At 43.6% G+C, this 19,666-nt stretch carries 15 protein-coding genes and 1 rRNA gene; 15 read left to right on the top strand and 1 reads right to left on the bottom strand.

Annotated features, from left to right (window positions below):
• Positions 1 to 240: 240 nt before the first annotated feature.
• Positions 241 to 2,049, bottom strand: coding sequence for a glutamine--fructose-6-phosphate transaminase (isomerizing) (gene glmS, locus BMX79_RS11170; RefSeq protein WP_091482705.1), 1,809 nt, complete (start codon positions 2,047 to 2,049; stop codon positions 241 to 243).
• 433 nt (positions 2,050 to 2,482) lie between these two features.
• Between glmS and BMX79_RS11165 the strand changes: the two genes are divergently transcribed.
• The 15 genes from BMX79_RS11165 to BMX79_RS11090 form a co-directional block, all read left to right on the top strand.
• Positions 2,483 to 3,037: a hypothetical protein gene (locus BMX79_RS11165; RefSeq protein WP_091482703.1), complete on the top strand. Its 555-nt coding sequence runs from the start codon at positions 2,483 to 2,485 to the stop codon at positions 3,035 to 3,037.
• Positions 3,038 to 3,169: 132 nt separating this feature from the next.
• The gene (locus BMX79_RS11160; RefSeq protein WP_091482700.1) at positions 3,170 to 3,571 is read left to right on the top strand and encodes a DnaJ-like cysteine-rich domain-containing protein; all 402 of its coding nucleotides are present in this window, start codon (positions 3,170 to 3,172) and stop codon (positions 3,569 to 3,571) included.
• A gap of 118 nt (positions 3,572 to 3,689) precedes the next feature.
• Positions 3,690 to 4,250, top strand: coding sequence for an aminoacyl-tRNA hydrolase (gene pth, locus BMX79_RS11155; RefSeq protein WP_091482698.1), 561 nt, complete (start codon positions 3,690 to 3,692; stop codon positions 4,248 to 4,250).
• An 89-nt stretch (positions 4,251 to 4,339) separates the two neighbouring features.
• On the top strand, positions 4,340 to 7,837 hold the full coding sequence (mfd, locus tag BMX79_RS11150; protein WP_371862086.1) for a transcription-repair coupling factor: 3,498 nt from the start codon (positions 4,340 to 4,342) through the stop codon (positions 7,835 to 7,837).
• Between the two features lie 143 nt (positions 7,838 to 7,980).
• On the top strand, positions 7,981 to 9,039 hold the full coding sequence (locus BMX79_RS11145; RefSeq protein ID WP_091482695.1) for a MazG nucleotide pyrophosphohydrolase domain-containing protein: 1,059 nt from the start codon (positions 7,981 to 7,983) through the stop codon (positions 9,037 to 9,039).
• Entirely contained in the window at positions 9,029 to 9,298 is a 270-nt protein-coding gene (locus BMX79_RS11140) for an RNA-binding S4 domain-containing protein (protein WP_091482693.1), read from the top strand. The genes BMX79_RS11145 and BMX79_RS11140 overlap by 11 nt, the downstream gene beginning before the upstream one ends.
• A gap of 171 nt (positions 9,299 to 9,469) precedes the next feature.
• Positions 9,470 to 9,907, top strand: a complete 438-nt coding sequence (locus BMX79_RS11135; protein ID WP_091482691.1) for an FtsB family cell division protein — start codon at positions 9,470 to 9,472, stop codon at positions 9,905 to 9,907.
• A 113-nt stretch (positions 9,908 to 10,020) separates the two neighbouring features.
• A complete protein-coding gene (locus BMX79_RS11130; RefSeq protein WP_091482689.1) occupies positions 10,021 to 10,461 on the top strand; it encodes a S1 domain-containing RNA-binding protein in 441 nt (146 codons plus the stop codon).
• Between the two features lie 93 nt (positions 10,462 to 10,554).
• The gene (gene tilS, locus BMX79_RS11125) at positions 10,555 to 11,967 is read left to right on the top strand and encodes a tRNA lysidine(34) synthetase TilS (RefSeq protein WP_170231047.1); all 1,413 of its coding nucleotides are present in this window, start codon (positions 10,555 to 10,557) and stop codon (positions 11,965 to 11,967) included.
• A 33-nt stretch (positions 11,968 to 12,000) separates the two neighbouring features.
• Positions 12,001 to 12,540, top strand: coding sequence for a hypoxanthine phosphoribosyltransferase (gene hpt, locus BMX79_RS11120; protein ID WP_091482685.1), 540 nt, complete (start codon positions 12,001 to 12,003; stop codon positions 12,538 to 12,540).
• Positions 12,541 to 12,717: 177 nt separating this feature from the next.
• Positions 12,718 to 14,844 carry an ATP-dependent zinc metalloprotease FtsH gene (ftsH, locus tag BMX79_RS11115; RefSeq protein ID WP_091482683.1) on the top strand — a complete coding sequence of 709 codons (2,127 nt, stop codon included), beginning with the start codon at positions 12,718 to 12,720 and terminating at the stop codon, positions 14,842 to 14,844.
• 103 nt (positions 14,845 to 14,947) lie between these two features.
• Complete coding sequence (gene hslO / locus BMX79_RS11110) at positions 14,948 to 15,838, top strand: Hsp33 family molecular chaperone HslO (protein ID WP_091482681.1); 891 nt, start codon at positions 14,948 to 14,950, stop codon at positions 15,836 to 15,838.
• Positions 15,839 to 16,025: 187 nt separating this feature from the next.
• Positions 16,026 to 17,528, top strand: a complete 1,503-nt coding sequence (gene lysS, locus BMX79_RS11105) for a lysine--tRNA ligase (RefSeq protein WP_091482679.1) — start codon at positions 16,026 to 16,028, stop codon at positions 17,526 to 17,528.
• Positions 17,529 to 17,682: 154 nt separating this feature from the next.
• Complete coding sequence (locus tag BMX79_RS11100; RefSeq protein WP_091482677.1) at positions 17,683 to 18,999, top strand: AI-2E family transporter; 1,317 nt, start codon at positions 17,683 to 17,685, stop codon at positions 18,997 to 18,999.
• A 453-nt stretch (positions 19,000 to 19,452) separates the two neighbouring features.
• Positions 19,453 to 19,666: ribosomal RNA gene (locus BMX79_RS11090) — 16S ribosomal RNA — on the top strand; the annotation flags it as partial.

Here is a 19,666-nt window from a genome sequence, read left to right as displayed (position 1 = left end):
TGGGGGCAGAACTATCCGAGCTGATCAGAATCTGAGTTGTATTGCAAACTACAGGTAAAGAGACCTGTGAGTATGTCGAACAGAGAAGTGAGGAAGCAAACTCATATGAACTGACCGAATCTCCTGCGAGAACTCGTCGGTGGTTAACGAACTGGAAGACTATATGTAAAACCCCCGCAATACCGTCTGATGGACAGCTCGCGGGGGGCATTAGTTTATTTTAGATCACTATTAGTATGATTATTCAACAGTTACTGACTTAGCCAGGTTACGAGGCTTGTCTACATCATTGCCGCGATGCAGGCTGCAGTAGTATGAAAGCAGCTGAGTCGGGATGACGCTGACTAAAGCTGACAGCAGTGGATTGACTTTAGGGATTACAATGTGATCCCCAGGGCGGTCCAGACCATCCATAGAGATGACCATAGTATGAGCGCCACGTGCGCGTGTTTCCTGAAGGTTGCCGCGGGTATGTCCGGCAACAGCCTGCTCGGTCACAAGTGCGATGACTGGAGTACCTTTTTCAATCAGAGCGATCGTTCCATGCTTCAATTCACCGGCAGCGAATCCTTCTGTCTGGATATAGGAAATCTCTTTCAGCTTAAGTGCAGCTTCGAGAGCAACATGATAGTCCATGCCACGACCGATGTAGAACGCATTGCGTGTGATGCTCAAGTATTCAGATGCAAGCTCTTCGATCACGTCTTTTTCATCAACGAGCGTCTGCATAGCATTTGCAACTATACCAAGATCGTGAATCATTGTCGGCTCATCGATCAGACCTTTTTCCATACCGACGACTTCCGATAAGATAGCCAGAACAGCAATCTGAGCCGTGTACGCTTTTGTAGACGCCACAGCAATTTCCGGACCTGCATTCAGAAGCAGGGTGAAGTTGGATTCTCTGGATAATGTTGAACCGGCCACGTTTGTCACAGTCAGAGACGGGTGACCCAGTTCATTCATTTTGACCAGTACCTGACGGCTGTCTGCCGTTTCCCCGCTTTGAGAGATGAAGATGAAAAATGGTTTTTCAGGAAGCAGAGGCGTATGGTAGCCGAATTCACTTGATACATGCACTTCTGTTGGAATATTTGTCATCTCCTCCAGAAGTTTTTTACCAACCAGACCAGCATGATAGCTGGTTCCTGCCGCGATAATGTAGATACGGTCAGAGTCCATCATCGTATTGACGATTTCAGGATCGATAGACAGCTTGCCCTCCTCATCCTGATATTTCAGAACGAGCTTACGCATAACGGCCGGCTGCTCATCAATCTCTTTAAGCATATAGTAAGGATAGGTTCCTTTTTCAAGGTCATTAGAATCCAGTTCTGCGATGTAATGGTTTCTTTCAATAATATCGCCGCTGAAGTTCTCGATGGACAGACTGTCTTTAGTCACGACTGCAACTTCTTTGTCCATTAATTCTACGAACTGATTCGTTTCCTTGATCATAGCCATGGCATCACTACAGATGACATTGAAGCCGTCTCCTTTACCTAGAAGCAGAGGACTCTTGTTTTTAGCGGCATAGACAACATCTGGATCTTCCTTGTCGATCAGGGCAATGGCGTATGAACCTTCAAGGGTCACGATGGTTTTTTTGAAGGCATCAAGTGTATCCAGACCTTCGTTTTCTGCAAACCAGGCGATCAGCTGAACAATAATTTCCGTGTCAGTTTCACTGACCAGTTCAACATCTTCAAGATAAGCATCTTTAACTTCCTGATAATTTTCGATCACACCATTATGTACAATGGTATAGCGACCGCTAGTAGACTGATGAGGATGGGCATTGCGTACACTAGGTTCACCATGAGTAGCCCAGCGGGTATGTCCGATTCCTGCATTAGCTTCGACCGATACATCAACTTTATCTCGTAAAGCTGCAATACGGCCCTTTTCTTTAAATAAATGGCCGTCATTCTGTTCTCTGATGACATAAATCCCGGCAGAGTCATAGCCTCGATATTCCAGTTTTTCAAGTCCGTGTAATAGTACTTCTTTAGCGTCTTTCGATCCAATGTATCCAACGATTCCACACATGTGTATCCCTGCTTTCTTATAGTTTAAATGTTTTAGCCCACTTATCTGAAGTGGTATAGTTGTCGGTTGTGTTGTGGTGTAATGGCTGCTTATGCAAGCATAATAATATTAAAAGCAAATATGTTAAAAGTCAACCATTTCGACTGATTATTTTTCCTGATTGGTATAGTCAATTTTAGTGGATGCGGGCGGGAGCTTTTAATCACGGATGCACGGTACAGCTCTTATATAATAAGGAGGGAGGACAGTTAAGTCAACTTCATGTTCTGGAGGTATTGAAAACATTAAAGATTTGTTGACAAAAATATGTAAAAAAATTGTCATATATTTTTTATTGTGGTATGATAGCGACGAGCGAAATTATTTAGATAGTTCTATCCCATTTATCTCTTACTATAAAAGAGATGTAAGATATTAGGAGGGAATGTACAAAATGAGTTATAAAAAACTATTAGGTTTGCTGGCTGTATCTACACTTGCACTAGCTGCGTGTGATACAGATGGAGATCCAAGTCCGACACCAGACATCGATGAAGAAGAAGTAGAAGACGATGCTGAGGTTGAAGATGTAGAAGAAACTCCAGAAGACGATACTGATGAGGATGCCGGAAACGGTGAAAGTGCTCATGATATCATTGATGGAATCGGTAGTGATCTAGGTTACACTGCATCTATCGAGCTGGAAATCGTTGGTGGAACTTGGTCTCAGGAAGGATATGTATTTACACCTGAAGACGGAGAAGCTACAGTTAACGGTTCAGCTGTTGGAGAAGGAGACGTCTATGCCTACGTTCTTCAGGACGGCGAAGTCGTAGAAACACCTGCAGTTGAAGAAGGAGCATTCAGCTTTACAGTTGAAGCTACAGATTCTGATCAGGAATACCAAGTCGGTGTATCTGAAGAAGAATTGTATGAAGTAGGCGATGAAGCTGACGTCGAAGAGTTCGTTCGATTCGAAAACATCATCATCTTAGCTCCTGGTGAATAACTTTAAATAATACGGACCAGAGGTTTCTCTTGAGCGAGGGAAGCCTCTGGTTTTTTGTAGAAATCTTCATATAATCTTAAAATCCCTATAGTATAATTGGGGAAATAATAGTAAATTAAAGGAATGACTAGTATGCAATGGCTTCAGAAAATTCTATTTTACATGTCAGGTCGGTATGGCTTCGATGAGTTCTCGAAAGTGCTGATGGCTGCCGGCCTGGTTTTCGGTATTCTGGCTAACTTTATTGGTGGCATCTGGGTATCAGCTGTGGGGATTGCCCTGCTGGCCTATGGTGCGCTCAGGATACTCTCCAGAGATAAGGCGAACCGCTATAGAGAACTTCAGAAATATTTATCTGTCAAGCAGATCGTTCAACTGAGAACAAGGAAACTAAGAAACAGATGGGCTCAGCGAAAAGCGTATAAAATCGTTAAATGTCCTAACTGCAGACAGCAGATCCGTCTCCCGAGAGGAAGGAAGAAACTGCGGGTGACTTGCCCTAAATGTCATGAGACATTTATTAAAAAAACCTGATCGATCACCTGAGGGAAAAGTGACTTCCAAATATGTTACAATAGAATAAATAAAAAACTGAACGACAGTCTCGTTCAGCTTTTTTGCATGTACAAAACAGTTAAGGAGTTTCTATAATATGAAATTAATAATCGGGTTAGGTAATCCGGGAGCTAAATATGCTCAAACTAAACATAACATCGGCTTTATTACATTGGATGAGATAGCTTTTCAGAAAGGCTGGGCGTTCAACCGGTCTAATTTCGAATCAGTATATGCAGAAGGTCTGGTCGGAACTGAAAAGGTCATCCTGATCAAACCTCAGACCTATATGAATGAATCGGGACGTTCAGTGAGACAGTGGCTGGACTACTATGACTGTGATGAGGAAGACCTTGTTGTCGTTTACGACGATATGGATTTGCCGATCGGCAAGGTACGACTCAGACAGAAGGGTGGTGCCGGTGGACATAATGGCATCAAGAGTATGATCGATCATCTCGGGACGAAACAGTTCAATCGTCTCCGAATCGGTGTCGGACGCCCTTACGAGAATCAGTCAGTCGTCTCTCATGTCCTGAGTCCCTTTCACAAATCAACGCATGAAGAGGTACTTCTTTCAGTGAAGAAAGCAGCGGATGCCGCTTTATACTGGGTCGAGGGTCATTCGTTTACTGACACGATGACACAGTTCAACTAAATGAATCATAGAGAAAAGGAGAAAATAGCGTGGCAGACTTACACACATTAATCAGTGAAAAACCTTCCGTAAAAGAACTGTTTTCTCAAATGGAAAAAAAGAGGAAGCACCTCATAACTGGAATGGCAGGATCTGCACGGACATTAGTGCTTAAATCATTATTTGAAGAAGAATCCAGACAGATTCTCGTGGTTACTCAAAATGTCTATCATGCCAATCAGCTCATAACCGATTTAACTGGTCTCATTCCTGATGACCAGCTCTTTCTGTTTGCAGTGGACGATATGATCCATGCTGAAATGGCCGTCTCTTCTCCGGAATCCCGGGCAGAGCGTGTCAAGGCTCTAGATTTCATGCTGAAAAATAAACCGGGAGTTGTGGTCACTCCTCTGGCCGGGGCAAGAAAGCTCCTTCCCGATCCGGCCCTCTTTGCTCAGGCAGAGCTTTTATTCTCTATCGGAGATGAAGTGGAGCTTGATCAGCTTCAGCAGAAGCTTGCCGAGATGGGATACAGGCGGGAGCAGAAAGTGTCCACCCCAGGAGAATTCAGCATTCGAGGCGGAATCATCGATGTGTATCCGCTGACTGAAGAAAAACCTGTCAGAATTGAGCTGTTTGATGTGGAAATCGATTCACTGAGGTACTTTGATGCGGACACTCAAAGGTCTGAACAGAATGTTGAAACCGTAAAAATTATCCCTGCTACAGATACTTTGCTTTGTATAGAGGAAAAAGATTCGATCATCACTCGGATTGAGAAAGCACTGGCCTCGTCACTGAAAAAAACAAAGGACGAAGATCAGCAGACTAGTCTGAATGAGACAGTCAGGGATATCATAGATACGATCAAAGACGAAACATACAGCGAAGAGCTGGTCAGATATGCGGATTTTTTGTATGAGGATAAAGCGACGCTCATCGACTATGCGTCGGATGATGCGATTGTCGTCATGGATGAATACCCGCGTATATTAGAAAACGAAGCTAGACTGGAAGAAGAGGAGGGTGAATGGGTTACATCCCAGCTTTCTCAGGGGAATATCCTCATCAATCAGTCTTTTTCGAAAAATTTTAGGGATACACTCAAAGGCTCAGAGCTGAACCAGCTTTACTTCTCGCTGTTCCAGAAAGGAATGAAAGGACTCCGGTTGGACAGCATCCATGCTTTTCAGTATCGGACGATGCAGAAGTTCTTTGGGCAGATGAACCTGGTCAAAACGGAAATGGACCGCTGGGTCAAACAGGAATACACGGTTATCGTCATGACGGAAAGTGAAGACAGGGCGGAAAAAGTTCATCAGACTCTTCTCAATTTTGAGATTCCGAGCACCTTGTCAGACAGCAATCATTTAAAAGAAGGCATCATTCAGGTCATCAGTGGAAGCGTCATGACGGGGTTTGAGCTGCCACATGAAAAAATAGCCGTGCTGACAGAGAAAGAGCTCTTTAATAGACTGCCTAAGAAGAAGCCGAGAAGACAGAATCTGTCCAATGCCGAAAGACTGAAAAGTTACTCGGAACTGGAAAAAGGCGATTATGTGGTGCACGTTAATCATGGGATTGGTCAGTTCATGGGGATGGAAACTATGGAAATCGGCGGCGTGCATCAGGATTACCTCAGTGTGGTGTATAAAGATTCATCCAAGCTGTTCATCCCCGTGACCCAGCTGAATCTCCTTCAGAAATATGTATCTTCAGAAGGGAAATCACCTAAACTGAATAAACTGGGAGGTACATCCTGGGCAAAGACGAAGAAAAAAGTAGCCTCTCAGGTTGAAGACATAGCAGATGAGCTGGTGGAGCTGTATGCTGAACGAGAGCAGAGAACCGGCTATGCCTTCTCCAGGGACAATGCCTATCAAGGCGAATTCGATGATGCGTTTCCCTATACAGAAACGGATGATCAGCTTCGCTCGATTCGTGAAGTGAAAAAAGATATGGAAAAAGACAAGCCGATGGATCGCCTGATCGTAGGAGATGTCGGTTACGGGAAAACAGAAGTAGCAATGCGGGCCATTTTCAAAGCAGTCCAGGACGGGAAGCAGGTGGCATTTCTGGTGCCGACTACCGTTCTGGCTCAGCAGCATTACGATACGATGCTCGAACGCTTCACAGATTTCCCCGTAGAGATCGGACTGCTGAGCCGTTTCCGTACAGGTAAGCAGCTGAAAGAAACTGTCGACGGGCTGAAAAAAGGGCACATCGATGTCGTCGTCGGAACGCATAGAGTCCTGTCTAAAGATATTGTCTTTCAGGATCTGGGGCTGCTTATTGTAGACGAAGAGCAGCGCTTTGGAGTCAAGCACAAGGAAAGACTGAAACAGCTGAAAAGCGAGGTCGATGTGCTGACGCTGACGGCAACACCTATTCCCCGTACCCTCCATATGTCGATGCTGGGTGTCAGAGATCTGTCAGTGATCGAAACACCGCCGGCAAACCGCTACCCGGTTCAGACCTATGTTATGGAGATGAATGGGGCAGTGGTAGCTGAATCGATCAAACGTGAAATGGCAAGAGGTGGTCAGGTTTTCTACCTGCACAATCGGGTCAGTACGATCGAGCAGCGGGTAGACGAACTCCAGCAGCTAGTTCCCGAAGCCCGTATTGCTCATGCTCACGGACAGATGACAGAAGTCCAGCTGGAAAACATTCTATACCAGTTCATACAGGGAGAATATGATCTGCTCGTGACGACGACAATTATTGAAACAGGGGTCGATATCCCTAATGTCAATACGCTTATTGTAGAAGATGCTGATCGTATGGGCCTTTCCCAGCTCTATCAGTTAAGGGGGCGAGTCGGACGAAGCAGTCGGATCGCCTATGCTTACTTTATGCATCAGCCAAATAAGATCCTGACAGAAGTCAGTGAAAAAAGGCTGCAGGCGATCAAGGACTTTACCGAACTCGGATCAGGCTTCAAGATTGCCATGAGAGACCTCGCTATACGTGGGGCGGGTAATCTCTTAGGTCAGCAGCAGCACGGATTCATTGACAGTGTCGGATTTGATCTGTATTCACAGATGCTGGAAGAAGCAGTGGCCCGAAAACGTGGAGACAAGCGTCACCAGAAAACAGTAGTGGAAATGGATCTGTCAGTCGATGCATACTTGCCTGGAACGTATGTCCAGGATGAACGTCAGAAAATTGAACTGTACAAACGCATCAGACAGTTTTCTTCAGATGAGGATTATGTGGAGCTGCAGGATGAACTGATCGACCGCTTTGGGGACTACCCTCAGGAAGTCGCTGATCTGCTGTCAGTAGGTCTGCTCAAGATGTACAGCGAACAGGCGCTTATCGAACTGATTAAGCGTGACGGTAACAATTTGTCTGTTGTCTTTTCGAAAGCCGGAACGACGCGTCTTCCACTGCCTGAAGTATTCAAGGCACTTAAACCGATAACGTTGAAAACAGATATGCAGGCAGAGGAGAAACTGACCGTTGCATTTAAACTGACGAGACGGACATCCGTCAATGAATGGCTGGACGCATTGGTTCTCTTTGCTAAAAACACAGCGGAGTACCTGATTGAAAAAGAGAAAAAAGAAGAAGAGCAGCAGCAGAAACAGTCAGCTGATTCATAGAATCAATTGATCTGGAAGGGCGAGCATCCACTATAGAATTAAAATGGAATGCTTATATTAAACGAAGGATATAACTTGCTGCATGATGCTGTCAGAATAGACAGCTGGAGCAGAAATCAACACATTGTCTTAAGGAGGCAGTTATGCACACGATTAGTGTAGTCGGGTTGGGGCCTGGAGAAAAACAGCAGATGCCACTGAGTGTATACGATAGGCTTATGAACAGTCAGTCGGTATTTGTAAGAACGTCAGACCATCCTGCCCTGAACGAACTGAAAGAAGAAGGACTCGCCTTTGAATCGATGGACGATCTCTACGACAAGTATAGTAAAGATTTTAATAAGGTCTATCAGGCGATTGTCGAAAAACTTATTACGGAAGCACAAAACAAGGAAGTGCTTTACGCTGTCCCAGGACATCCTATGGTAGCTGAGAAGACAGTCAAGGACCTGCTGGAACAATATGACAAAGTAGAGATACTGGACGGGAAAAGTTTTCTCGATGATCTGTTCAAAGCTGTCCGAATCGATCCGGTAGAAGGCTTCCAGCTGGTCGATTCTTTTGAGCTGAATCATGACCAGCTGCAAACCGGTCAGCATGTTATTGTCATGCAGGTGTTCAATGCCCTGATGGCAGGAGAAGTCAAACTGACTTTAATGGAGAAATATCCGGATGATCATCAGGTGGCAGTTATCGATGGCGCTGGAACATCTGAGGAAAAAGTGCAGTGGCTCCCATTATTTGAAATGGACCGTTTTGACGGAGTATTCAATTTAAGGTCGCTGTATGTCCCGCCGTTGCCCCAGGACGAACAAGTGACGTCATTATCAACCCTTCAGTATTATATAGACAGGGTTACAGGAGAAGAGGGGGATGCATGGATCAACGAACAGACCCCACTTTCTCTGGTAGAATACATTAGAGAAGAAACAGAAGAACTGATCGAGGCCATAGAGCGGGAAGATATAGATAACTGGATCGAAGAACTGGGAGACGTCCTTGTTCAGATCCTGTACCAGACCAATGCAGCTGAAAAAGAGGGACTCTTTACATTTGAAGAGGTACTGGAAAGCGTGAACCGAAAGATGAGACGCCGTCATCCCCATGTCTTCGACGGCATGAGTGCATCCACGCCGGAAGAAGTCGATGCCATCTGGCAGAAAATAAAACTGGAAGAGAAGAGGTTGAAAGATGAGACTTGATAAATTTCTTAAAGTGTCACGTATAATCAAAAGAAGATCTGTAGCAAAAGAAATTGCTGATAAAGACCGTATTCAGATCAACGGAAAGACAGCTAAATCTTCAAGTTCAGTAGCAGTTGAAGATGAGCTGACAATCCAGTTCGGTAACAAAACTCTGAAAGTTAGAGTCGATAATATTAAAGATACAACAAAAAAAGATGAAGCTAAAGATCTATACACTGTGCTGGAAGAGACCTATAAGGATTCTGACAACACCTGACAGATTTTATTGGCACAATCAGATCCATTTGAAAAAGCGGATCTGATTGTGTCTTTTTCATTACAATTAAAATCAGTACCGATTTCCTCTCTGAAGATTCTTTATCATTCGGTTTATTATTGGTATACTTTAAACAGACGATTCCCTGAATCAGAAGGAGGAGCAATCACCATGGGAAATAAAAAACCACGAATAGCCCGTATGAAAAATGATTATATAGAAACAAAGACTCTGGACAGCATAAGAGCCCATAAAAGACGTAAACAGTTAAAAAGAAGAATGCGCATCATTATTGCGATGGGCATGTTCCTGGTCATTCTAGCCGGCAGTACTCTAGTAAGAAACTACATAAAACTGCAGGATCTGGAAGAGCAGAGAGTTGTGGCACAGCAGGAACTTGAATCACTGGAGCTGCAGCAGGAGGAACTGGACTACTATATTGGCCTCCTGGAAGATGAAGAGTATGTAACCAAATTGGCTAGAAGCGAGTACTATCTGACGAAAGACAACGAAATCGTCTTCAGTTTCCCGGATGACCGAAATCCGGATCACCTGGAAGCAACTGATGAAAATCCGGATGCTGAAGAAGAAGAAACGGAAGAAGAATGACAAAACCCGAACAATAAAGAGTGATTTGTCAAGATTCTTCTATGTAAACCTTTATTCTTGAAAAATTGCATGGTATAATTGTTTCAAATTATTTAGGAGGAAACATAGAAAATATGTCAATTGAAGTTGGAAGCAAAGTAGAAGGTAAAGTCACGGGTATTGCCAATTTTGGTGCGTTTATTGATTTAGGCAATAACAAAACAGGATTAGTTCACATCAGTGAAGTGTCAGACAGTTATGTAGAAAACATCAATGAAGAACTGGAAGTTGGCCAGACCGTTACAGTTAAAGTTTTATCTATAGCAGATGACGGCAAAATCGGACTATCTATCCGTAAAGCTCAGGACAAGCCTGCTGAATCAGCTCCAAAACCTAAAGCGCCAAGTCGAGAGCGTTCAAGCTCTTCTTCTAATAAAAGAACCAGCTCAGCTCCGAAGAAACAGGATTTCGACTCTTTAATGAGTTCATTCCTGAAAGACAGTGAAGACCGCTTGACCTCCATTAAACGAAACACTGAAAACAAACGCGGTGGACGTGGCGGAAGAAGAAGTTAATACATTAACATTTAAATTATAAGAGAAAGGGTTTGGGGGAGTCCCTGAGCCCTTTTTAATTGGACAACCGAATGTCCCGATGGGAGGATGAAGATGGATCTGCTTCAGCAGTTTACTGGGCACATTAGAATGCTTGACGCATGGCGGCAAAACGAACCGGTCATTGTCGCAGTGTCTGGAGGGGTTGATTCTGTCGTCCTCCTTGACCTCATGCACGGACTGCCAGATGATATTAAACCGAATATTTCAATTGCACATGTCAATCATCATTTGAGAGGTATTTCTGATGAAGAAGAATCAGCAGTTAGAACGCTTGGTGAACGGTATGCTGTTCCCTGTTATGTTCATCACTGGAAAAAAGAAGACCACCCGGACTCAGGAATCGAGAAAGCTGCAAGAGACATCCGCTACGGCTTCTTTAAAGAACTAGCCCTTCAGATAGGCAGCCGCACAGTTCTGACTGCCCACCATAAGGATGATCAAATTGAAACGATCCTCATGAAGCTGGTCAGAGGCAGTGCGCTGGAAGAACTGAAAGGGATGTCAGATAAAAGAGCTGACGGAGCTGTTACGGTAGTGAGGCCACTTCTGCCCTTTAAGAAGTCAGATTTGCTCTCCTACGCAGGATATAGACAGCTTCAGTGGGAGGAAGATGAATCGAACACTTCGGAAAAGTATACGAGAAATCGATTCAGGCAGTCTATTATCCCTCTTCTCAAAATGGAAAACCCGGCACTTGAGGATCATCTGATCCGATTGACAGAAGACTTAGACAGCCTTCTGAGGATTTCAGCTCCACGTATCGAAGAGTATAAAAAAGAAATGTTGTCATTTGAAGAACACGCTCTTTGCATCTCGATTCCTGCTCTCATTCAGACAGATGAGGCCCTGCAGCGTCGTATACTAAGCAGCGGGGTAAAAGAATGGTCTAAAAGTCAGGCGTACATGCTCGGCCATAAGCACATACAGATAATTATTGACTGGCTGAAATCGTCTCATCCTAATACAACGCTTGACCTTCCAGGAGAGCTGATTGCAGAAAGAATGTATGATCGCTGCATGATTCGAAAAAAAGAATATGACAGCATTCATCAGGTGGAGACCGAGGTTAAAATTGAAAAGAAACTGGCCGTCGATCAATGGATCGAACTGGATAACGGCAGCGTGATGGGTTTGCTGACCTATGAATCATTCAAGGCCAGAAAATCCAGTCAGAATGAAAGGCATCTATTTCTTGGGATTCCGCCTCACAATACTCCGCTGACGATACGTCACAGACACAAAGGAGACAAGATGACTGTCAGGGGGATGACTGGAACAAAGAAAGTGAAAGATATTTTCATCGATCAGAAAATACCAAGAAAAGACCGAGAGCAGATATGGATCGTCACAGACAGTACTGGTCGTATTCTGTGGGTCCCGGACATTAAGGAATCTGCATTGTCACTGGACCCTATAACTGATACAATTAGCTACGTACTCGTATATAAAACAACAGAATACTGAAAAATAAAGATTAGATAAAAAGGAGATCACGACATGAGAAATGAAATTGAAAGCATACTGATATCTGAAGAGGAAATCATGGAAAAGGTTCAGGAACTTGGTGACCTTCTTGGTAAAGAATACGACGGTAAGAACCCTCTGCTGGTCGGTGTACTTAAAGGAGCCCTGCCGTTTATGGCAGATCTTATCAAAAAGATGGATATTCATCTGGAAATCGACTTCATGGATGTATCAAGCTACGGAAACGAAACGGTCTCATCTGGAGAAGTTAAAATTCTGAAAGACTTGGATACTAATGTTGAGGGTCGCCATGTTCTCTTCGTGGAAGATATTATCGATACCGGAGGCACGTTGGCTTATCTGAAAGATCTGTTTAAATACCGTAAGGCAGCTTCGGTCAAAATCGTTACCCTGCTGGATAAACCGTCTGGACGCAAGATCGACATTCATGCCGACTGGGTCGGCTTTACAGTGCCACATAAATTCGTTGTAGGCTATGGTCTGGATTATGCAGAAAATTACCGTAATCTTCCGTTCATTGGTGTACTCAAACCAGAAATCTATCAGAAATAATCTGACTCTGTGAAAGAAGTATGGACTTTCCCAGCAGAAACAGTTTATATATTGAATCATCAAACAAAATTCATAGTCAAAAATGGTCAAGTATGGTAACATGATATGGTATATTATTTTAAGTAAGTAACCTTAAAATGGATCACAATTAAAATCAGTTGATAGATGGAGGATGACATGAAGAAGGGATTTTTTAAAAGTGGATTCTTCTACGTCATCGTGTTTCTTGCAGTTATAGGTATTGCAAGTTGGGCGACTAGTGGCGGTGGAGATCAGGCTTCAGAAGGGGTTAGTTCAACCCAATTTATAGAATTTCTGGAAGATGATCGTATAGAAGAATTTCAAGTCCAGCCTACAGCTGGCGTATATGAGATAAGAGGACAGTTTCGAGAAGGACAGGAAGTAGAAGTTGAACAGGATCAGAACGTCACATTGTTCGGCGGTCTTGATCAGCAGCAGGCTTCCAGATTTACCACATACATCTTAACCAATGACAACATCGTTGATGAGATGTACACACTGGCGAGAGAAAATGACGTCGAATTCGCAACAATCGAAGAACCGACTACCGGTGTATGGACCAGTCTTCTGTTTACATTCCTGCCGATACTTCTGTTCATCGGATTCATCTACTTTATGATGGGTCAGGCAGGACAAGGTGGCGGAGCAGGCGGCGGACGTGGAGTCATGAACTTCGGTAAGTCCAAAGCTAAAGAAACAGATGCCAAGACAAGTAAAGTCCGCTTCTCTGATGTAGCAGGAGCAGACGAAGAAAAAGAAGAACTCGTTGAAATCGTTGAATTTCTTAAGGATCCAAGACGATTCTCAAATCTGGGTGCCCGAATTCCAGCAGGTGTGCTGCTTGAGGGACCTCCCGGAACAGGTAAAACTCTGCTTGCTAAAGCGGTAGCGGGTGAAGCCGGCGTACCTTTCTTCTCAATCTCAGGTTCTGAGTTCGTTGAGATGTTCGTCGGAGTAGGAGCAAGTCGTGTACGTGACTTGTTCGAGAATGCCAAGAAAACTGCACCAGCTATCATCTTTATCGATGAGATCGATGCAGTCGGTCGTCAGCGTGGCGCTGGAATGGGTGGGGGTCACGATGAACGTGAACAGACACTTAACCAGCTGCTTGTTGAAATGGACGGATTTACCGGTAATGAAGGAATTATTGTCATTGCGGCAACTAACAGACAGGACGTTCTGGATCCGGCACTTCTGAGACCTGGACGTTTTGACAGACGCATCATGGTCGGTAGACCGGATGTCAAAGGACGTGAAGCGATCCTCAAAGTTCACTCCAAGAACAAACCGATGTCTCCTGATGTCGATTTGAAAATCATTGCGAGACAGACACCTGGATTTGCAGGAGCTGATCTTGAGAACTTGCTTAACGAAGCGGCCCTGGTGGCTGCAAGACGCGACAGTAAAGAAATAGAAGCAATGGATATTGACGAAGCACATGACCGTGTCATTGCAGGTCCAGCTAAGAAGGACCGTGTCATTTCCGAGACTGAACGAAGCATGGTTGCTTACCACGAAGCCGGACACACTATTGTCGGTTTAGTACTAAGTGATGCCCGTATCGTTCATAAGGTGACGATCGTCCCTCGTGGGCGTGCTGGCGGATATGCAATTATGCTGCCTAAAGAAGACCGCTTCCTGATGACTAAGAAAGAATTATTTGAACAGATCGTTGGACTTCTTGGTGGGCGTGTTGCTGAAGAACTGATCTTCGGCTCTCAATCAAGTGGAGCATCCAATGACTTCCAGCAGGCTACTCAAATTGCCAGAAGTATGGTCACGGAATATGGAATGAGTGACTTGCTTGGACCGGTCCAATATGAAGGCGGCGGACAGGTATTCCTTGGAAGAGATTATTCTCAATCTAAAGCTTACTCAGAACAGTTCGCTTATCAGATCGACCAGGAAGTGCTGCGTATTCTCAATGAAGGCCATGCAGAAGCTAAGCGTATCATTGAAGAACATAAGACAGCGCATGAACTGATTGCCCAGAAACTTCTTGAGTTTGAAACGCTTGACGAGAAGCAGATCAAGTCTCTGTTTGAAGAAGGCGAAATGCCTGCCAAGAAGACGGATAAACCGACAGAATTCCCGCGCGAAAGCGCAGAAGCGGACCGCGATCCTGAAGAGGAACAGATCGGAACGTCTTTTGAAGAAGTAAAAGCAGCTAGAGAAGAAAAAGAAAAAGCACGTGAAAAACAGTTTGAAGAAGCACAGTCAAATGAGTCCGACAGTGAAACAACAGACTCAGAAAAATCTTCTGAAGACGAAACGAAAGAATAACAGCTGAAGGAGAAGAGGAGGCGTATCATTAGCCCTCCTCTTCTTTCCATGTAAAATAAAGAATGAGAAGCAACAAATACTGAAATAAAGGATCGTGAATAGTGTGTCAGATAAATTGATTAAAGCATTAGGATACAATGATCAGGTAAGAGTTTACGTCGTTGATGCAACAGATATGGTCAGAGAAGCACAGACTAAACATGACACCTGGAGTGCCGCAACATGTGCGCTTGGCCGTGCAATGGTTGGGGCGACACTTCTGGGAGCCACATTAAAAGGGGAAGAAAAACTGACTGTTCGAATCGAAGGGGACGGTCCGATCGGATATCTTCTGATCGACAGCAATGGTAAAGGTGAGACAAAGGGCTATATCAAGCATCCTCATGTCAGCCTGCCTTTAAACGATCAGGGTAAAATCGATGTAAGAGGAGCGGTTGGAACGGAAGGAATGCTGACAGTCAGTAAAGATCTGGGAATGAAAGAACCTTTCGTAGGCCAGGTTCCTCTAATAAGTGGAGAGCTCGGCGAAGATTTCACTTATTATATGGCAAATTCCGAACAGGTTCCTTCAGCGATTGGTCTTTCTGTACTGGTTAATCCTGATGAATCTGTAAAAGCTGCAGGAGGATTTATGATACAAGTCCTTCCTAATGCAGAAGATGAAACAATTGATAAAATCGAACAGGCTATTGCTAATTTACCCATGGTCTCCCAGCTAATGGAAAAGGGCGAAACACCTGAAAAAATACTTGACCGTTTAGTTCAAGACGGTACAGCACGAATTGTAGATGGCCTACCTGTCAGTTTTACTTGTGACTGCTCAAAGGAACGCTTCAAAGATGCCATCGTTACACTGGGTAAACAAGAAATCAGAGAAATGATTGAAGAAGATGGAGGAGCGGAAGCCGTCTGTCATTTCTGTCGGACACCATATCATTTCGACCAGAAAGAACTTGAAGAATTGATGGAAGAAGTTGGTGGAACCAACGGCTGATCCGAATTAAGTCGGGAAATCATCTTTATGCTAGAGTAAAGATATGGTACTATAATTCAGATAACAGGTATTTAGTGTACAGGAAAAGAATAGTCTGGCTGTTAAGATATTCATCGTTGACACCAATCAACGTGTTTCCTGTATGAATACCTTACTGAAGAAAAGTCAATAGAATGGAGTGACAGGATTGTCTCAAGATACACATAACGAGGAAACGCTGACCGATCAGCTGGTGGTGCGTCGTCAGAAGATGAATGACCTTAAAGAGAGAGGTGTCGACCCGTTTGGCGGACGTTACGAACGAACACATTTTTCAGACGAACTTCATAAAGCACATGAAGATCAGTCAAAAGAAGAACTGGCAGAAAAAGAAATTACTGTTAAAATAGCGGGTAGACTGATGACTAAACGTGGCAAAGGAAAAGCTGGCTTTGCTCACCTTAAAGATAAAAATGGATCGATTCAGATCTACGTCAGAAAAGACGCTGTGGGCGATGAGCAGTATGAGAGTTTCAAGACTGCAGACCTGGGTGATTTTTTAGGTATCGAAGGAACAGTTATGAAAACCAATACTGGAGAAGTAACGGTCCGCGCAACGGAACTGACTTATTTATCAAAAGCTCTGCGTCCACTTCCAGATAAATATCATGGCCTGACAAATGTTGAACAGAAATATCGTCAGAGATACCTGGATCTTATTTCAAACGAAGAAAGCTATGACCGCTTTACTAAACGCAGCCGGATCATTCAGGAAATCAGAACGTATCTGAATTCGCTGGATTATCTGGAAGTTGAAACGCCCCTGCTGCATAACCTAGCTGGAGGAGCAGCTGCTCGTCCATTCACGACTCATCATAATGCATTGGATATGGAACTATATCTTCGAATAGCTATTGAACTGCATTTGAAACGCCTGATCGTCGGTGGAATGGAGAAAGTTTATGAAATCGGTCGAGTCTTTCGTAATGAGGGGATCGATACAACACACAACCCCGAGTTTACTATGCTTGAGCTGTATACAGCTTTCCATGATGTCGATGATGTAATGGATCTTACTGAAGACCTGATTCGTACGGTCACAGAAAACGTTCTGGGATCTACAGAGATTCCATATGGGGATGAAACGATTCAGATAGGCAAGAAGTGGGATCGTCGTCATATGGTCGATCTTATCAAGGAAGAAACGGGGATCGACTTCTTCCAGGACTATACAAATGAAGAAGCGCGTCAGCTGGCTAAAGACCATAATGTCGTGATTGACGATTATGCTACTTTTGGTCACGTAGTGAACGAGTTTTTTGAGACATTTGTCGAACATACGCTGATCCAGCCGACATTTGTTTATGGTCACCCACTGGAAATATCCCCTCTTGCTAAGAAAAATGAAGAAGATCCGCGGTTCACAGACCGCTTTGAGCTCTTTATAGCTAAACACGAATATGCGAATGCCTTCAGTGAGCTGAATGATCCAATCGATCAGAGAGAACGATTTGAAGCTCAGGCTCTTGAAAAGGCACAAGGTAATGATGAAGCTCACGATATTGATGAAGATTTCATCGAAGCACTTGAATACGGTATGCCGCCAACAGGTGGTTTAGGTATTGGAATTGACCGTCTGATCATGCTTCTGACTGATTCTCACTCTATACGTGATGTCCTGCTCTTCCCTACCATGAAAAATATCGATTAACCTAGAATCTGGGGGTCACATCACGTGACTTCCAGATTTTTTACATAATTAAAAAGAAGTCAGGTATTATAGTATAAATTTCTCGATAAAATCTTTAAACTTCTATACTATAATAGGTAAGAGAATAATGAATCAGGAGAAAGTGGGAATAAGAATGAAAAAAACGAGATGGATTAATTTTCTTGGAGGAAGCAACTTGCTGTTCACTTTAGTCACGCTTATTTTGATCGGCATCGTGGCTATGATATTCAATCAGGTCGAATATATTTTCACACCCTTGTTTGTTATCGTGTCTAATATTCTAATGCCATTTGTTATTGCCTTGTTACTGTACTACTTATTCAATCCGTTCATCGATCTGCTGGAAAAGAAAAAGGTTAAAAGGATATATGGGGTAGCCATACTGTTCCTTCTGCTTATCGGAGTGCTGGTTGTTGGGATAGGTGCGCTTTATCCACTGCTTAGAGACCAGGTCACCAGCTTTGTAGAAAACTTCCCCGATTTTATCCAGTCAATCATTGCGTCAGTTACTGGATGGCTGGAGGATCTACCTTTTGGTAACGAGATAGAATCGTTTATTGAAGAAGGAGAAGATTTTATAGCATCAATACCTGATAACTTGAATCAGTATCTATCGGATGGGTTCAGTGGGCTGTCGGCTGTCATGACGGGTCTGACAAATGTAGTCGTAACGATCGTTACATTCCCGATCATCCTGTTCTTCCTTCTAAAAGATGAAAAACGTTTCTTTTATGCAGTATTGAGTATTGTCCCGCCAAAATGGAGAGAAGATCTCATTAGAGTATCTTCTGAAGTTAATGATCAGGTCGGGGCCTATGTTAAAGGGCAGCTCATTATTGCTACATCGATTGGTGTCATGATGTTCATAGGCTTTTCAATTATAAACCTTGAGTACAGTGGGGTTCTAGCTGTAATTGCCGGGTTCACGTCTATCATCCCTTATGTCGGTCCGACACTGGCCTTTATTCCGGCGCTTGTCATAGCGTTGATTGATTCATGGTGGATGGTTCTGCAACTGCTTCTCGTATGGGCTGTTGTACAGTTCGTTGACGGGAATCTGATTGAACCGAACGTGATGGGAAGACAGTTGAATGTTCACCCGCTTACAATTATTATTGTCCTGCTGGTGATGGGGGACCTTCTCGGACTATTCGGTCTGATTTTCGGGGTGCCGATTTATGCCATTCTTAAAGTGATTGTTGTCCATTTCTTTCAGCAATTTAAGAAACGGTATAATAGATACTATGGTGATCTTGCTGGAGAATACGAAGTCAAACCGATTGAAGAGGCGGTCAGTGGAGAGAGAAGATATGATCCTCAGCTAAAACGTAACATTCAAATTGCGAAGCTTAAAAATAAAAAAGAGAACAAGAGGGTTAAAGAAGAAGCAGAAGCTGACCATTTAGAAGAAGATGAGATAGAAGATGCACTAGATATTGAGGATAAGTAATAAGAAGAAACTGACCCGTCTATTAGATGGGTCAGTTTTTTATAGAAAAGAATCAATAAAAGTGTTGACGATGATCAAAATACCTGTTATTATTAATCTCGTTGCTGCAAAACATAAACATGTAACGGCAATGAAAAAAATAAAGTTAATTGTTGACAGTAAGTCGGTAATAAGCTATAATAAAATAGCTGTCATACGAGCAAAGGTAACGCTTTCAGCTCTGAAGAAATAAACAAATTATTTCAAAAAAAGGTTGACGCTTAGGCAGCGACATGGTATGATATAAAAGTTGTTGCGAAAGACGAACAACACAAACTGAACGAGATAGATCTTTGAAAACTGAACAAAGTAGAAACAACCAAATGTGCAGGGGTCTTCGATTCTTTTGGAGTCGAAGGCAACAAACGAGTTAACATGGTTAACTCACAATTAATACTATGAGCAAGTCAAACTTAAAATGAGAGTTTGATCCTGGCTCAGGACGAACGCTGGCGGTATGCCTAATACATGCAAGTCGAACGCTGAAGCACTCTGCTTGCAGAGTGTGGATGAGTGGCGAACGGGTGAGTAACACGTGGGGAACCTGCCCATAAGAGGGGGATAACATCCGGAAACGGGTGCTAATACCGCATAGGTGATCATAGCGCATGCTTAGATCATTAAAGAT

Source organism: Alkalibacterium pelagium, from assembly GCF_900109325.1.
GTDB lineage: Bacteria > Bacillota > Bacilli > Lactobacillales > Carnobacteriaceae_A > Alkalibacterium > Alkalibacterium pelagium.
The sequence above is the reverse complement of the archived record's forward strand: the minus strand, read 5'-3'. Positions and strand labels throughout refer to the sequence as shown.

Excerpts from the sequence above, each read along its gene's own strand:
- glmS (WP_091482705.1), bottom strand. The coding sequence starts at position 2,049 with ATGTGTGGAATCGTTGGATACATTGGATCGAAAGACGCTAAAGAAGTA.
- BMX79_RS11160 (WP_091482700.1), top strand. The coding sequence starts at position 3,170 with ATGCAATGGCTTCAGAAAATTCTATTTTACATGTCAGGTCGGTATGGC.
- hpt (WP_091482685.1), top strand. The coding sequence starts at position 12,001 with ATGAGAAATGAAATTGAAAGCATACTGATATCTGAAGAGGAAATCATG.
- tilS (WP_170231047.1), top strand. The coding sequence starts at position 10,555 with ATGGATCTGCTTCAGCAGTTTACTGGGCACATTAGAATGCTTGACGCA.
- BMX79_RS11165 (WP_091482703.1), top strand. The coding sequence starts at position 2,483 with ATGAGTTATAAAAAACTATTAGGTTTGCTGGCTGTATCTACACTTGCA.
- BMX79_RS11145 (WP_091482695.1), top strand. The coding sequence starts at position 7,981 with ATGCACACGATTAGTGTAGTCGGGTTGGGGCCTGGAGAAAAACAGCAG.
- mfd (WP_371862086.1), top strand. The coding sequence starts at position 4,340 with ATGGAAAAAAAGAGGAAGCACCTCATAACTGGAATGGCAGGATCTGCA.
- BMX79_RS11140 (WP_091482693.1), top strand. The coding sequence starts at position 9,029 with ATGAGACTTGATAAATTTCTTAAAGTGTCACGTATAATCAAAAGAAGA.
- BMX79_RS11130 (WP_091482689.1), top strand. The coding sequence starts at position 10,021 with ATGTCAATTGAAGTTGGAAGCAAAGTAGAAGGTAAAGTCACGGGTATT.
- BMX79_RS11135 (WP_091482691.1), top strand. The coding sequence starts at position 9,470 with ATGGGAAATAAAAAACCACGAATAGCCCGTATGAAAAATGATTATATA.
- BMX79_RS11100 (WP_091482677.1), top strand. The coding sequence starts at position 17,683 with ATGAAAAAAACGAGATGGATTAATTTTCTTGGAGGAAGCAACTTGCTG.
- pth (WP_091482698.1), top strand. The coding sequence starts at position 3,690 with ATGAAATTAATAATCGGGTTAGGTAATCCGGGAGCTAAATATGCTCAA.
- ftsH (WP_091482683.1), top strand. The coding sequence starts at position 12,718 with ATGAAGAAGGGATTTTTTAAAAGTGGATTCTTCTACGTCATCGTGTTT.